This window comes from Rhizobacter sp., assembly GCF_031412075.1.
Classification (GTDB): Bacteria; Pseudomonadota; Gammaproteobacteria; order Burkholderiales; family Burkholderiaceae_C; genus Rhizobacter.
Map to the genome: position 1 here is coordinate 1 of NZ_JANOCG010000286.1, position 2,265 is coordinate 2,265.

Annotated in this window: 3 protein-coding genes; all 3 read left to right on the top strand. The window is 64.0% G+C overall.

The window, feature by feature from the left end:
- The first annotated feature begins 31 nt into the window (after nucleotides 1-31).
- The gene (locus RMO40_RS10290; protein ID WP_309720168.1) at nucleotides 32-1,219 is read left to right on the top strand and encodes a serine hydrolase; all 1,188 of its coding nucleotides are present in this window, start codon (nucleotides 32-34) and stop codon (nucleotides 1,217-1,219) included.
- 8 nt (nucleotides 1,220-1,227) lie between these two features.
- Entirely contained in the window at nucleotides 1,228-1,893 is a 666-nt protein-coding gene (locus RMO40_RS10295) for a deoxynucleoside kinase (RefSeq protein ID WP_309720170.1), read from the top strand.
- Nucleotides 1,894-1,978: 85 nt separating this feature from the next.
- Nucleotides 1,979-2,265: DUF47 family protein (locus RMO40_RS10300; protein ID WP_309720172.1), on the top strand; the 287-nt coding region annotated here is incomplete at its 3' end.

A 2,265-nucleotide genomic window follows, 5' to 3' on the forward strand; every position in this document is an offset into this window, starting at 1 on the left:
CCGATCAAGCCATTCACAAACTGGAGACCCCATGATTGATGCGACCGAACGTGCTGCCCCCGAGTCGCTTGGCTTAAGCCGGGCCCGGCTCAACCGCTTTAGCGCGGCACTCAGCGAGCAGAAAGACAAACAGCGCTTGCCGGGTGTGGTGGTCATGGTGGTGCGGCGCGGCAAGCTGGCCTACTTCGAGGCGCTGGGGCAGCGTGACCCGGTCAGCGGCGACGCCATGCGGCCCGACAGCATCTTTCGCATCTACTCGATGACCAAGCCGGTGGTGTCGGTCGCCGCCATGATGTTGTTCGATGAAGGGCGCTTGTTCCTGTCAGACCCGGTGGCCAAGTACCTGCCCGAGTTCAAGGACACGCCGGTCGGTGTGGTGCGGGAAGACGGTGTGATCGACCACGTGCCCGCGACTTGCGCCATGACGGTGCAAGACCTGCTGCGCCACACCTCGGGCCTCACCTACGAGATCCTGGCAGAGGCGCCGATTCGCAAGCTCTACGCACGCGCCAAGATCTACCGACGCGACTGGACCAGCGAAGATTTCTCCAAGGCCCTGGCCGCGCTGCCGCTGATGTACCAGCCCGGCACGGTGTGGGACTACAGCCGTGCCACCGACGTGCTGGGCCGCCTGGTCGAGGTGGTGTCGGGCCAACCGCTGCGCGACTTTTTTCAAACGCGCATCTTCGGGCCGCTGGGCATGGTCGATACCGGGTTCCACGTGCCGGCCTCGCAGCTCCATCGCCTGGCCGAACCCTTTGCGCTAGACCCCGACAGCGGAGCCGAGGTCAAGGTGCTCGACGTGCGCGCGCCGGTGGCCATGGACATGGGCGGTGGCGGCCTCGTTTCCACCGCGGCCGACTACGCACGCTTTTGCCAGATGATGATCAACGGCGGCCAGCTCGATGGCCACCGCCTGCTCAGCCGCAAGACGGTGGAGTTGATGACCAGCGACCACCTCGGCGGCCTGCCCAGCATGAGCGACCTGTTGCCACCCGGCCATGGTTTTGGCCTGGGATTTGCCGTGCGCTTGCAGACTGGAATTGCACCGGTGGCGGGCTCCGAGGGCCTTTATTTCTGGGGTGGCCTGGCGGGCACCACCTTCTTCATCGACCCGAAAGAAGACCTGTACGCGGTATTGATGGTGCAGGCGCCGGGCCAGCGCGATGAAGTGCGCGCGCTGTTCCGCAACCTGGTCTATGCGGCCATCGGTGACTGAGCAGGTTGATGCCGATGCCACCCGGTCTGGCGCGCTTTCGCCACATCGCCATCGAAGGCCCGATCGGCGCGGGCAAGAGCTCGCTCGCGCGCCGACTGGCCGCGCACCTGGGTGCCGAACTCATGCTCGAGCGCGCCGACGAAAACCCGTACCTGGAGCGCTTTTATTCCGATGCGCCGGGCTACGCCTTCCAGACACAGGTGTTCTTCTTGTTCCAGCGCATGCGCCAGGTGCGCGAGCTGGCGCAGCCGGGCATGTTTTCACAGGCCGTGGTCAGCGACTTCATGCTCGACAAAGACGCGCTCTTTGCCCGCATGAATCTGAGCGACGAGGAATACCACCTCTACAGCCAGATGTACGCCCAGGTGTCGCAGCAGTTGCCCAAACCCGACCTGGTGATCTGGCTGCAGGCCACGCCGACCACGCTGACACAGCGCATTCGCCAGCGCGGCATCGCGATGGAACAGCGCATCGAGCCGGGCTACCTGCAAAAGCTGTGTGACGCCTACGCCGATTATTTCCAGGCCTTTGATGCTGCGCCGCTGATGGTGGTCAACAGCGAGCACTTCAACCCGGTCGAGCGCACAGAAGACTTTCAGGCCCTGGTCGACGCCGTGGCGGCGTTCGAGGGCCGGCGTGAGGTGTTCGACCTGTCACCAGAGCAGCCCAGCTGACACCCGGCGCTACACTCGCGCCTGCTGTTTGTGACAAAACCGTGACAGTGCGGCGCAGTGCCCCGTTTCCCTGGAGAACCCGACCATGCTGTTTGGCAAGCTGTTGCCGCAAGAAGGCAATTTTTTCGAGCTTTTCAACCAGCATGCGGCTTACATCGTCGAAGGGGCCCGCGCCTTCATCGCGATGATCGAGAACTACGCCGATCTTGAGTTGCGCGAGAAATACGCCAACCAGGTGGTCGCCGCCGAGCGCGCCGCCGACAAGGTGACGGCCGAGGTCAACCGCCTGCTGCACAAGACCTTCATCAGGCCGTGGATCTGCTCGCGGTCGATCGGCGTGATGAAGGTCTTGTGCAGCAGGCGGTTGACCTC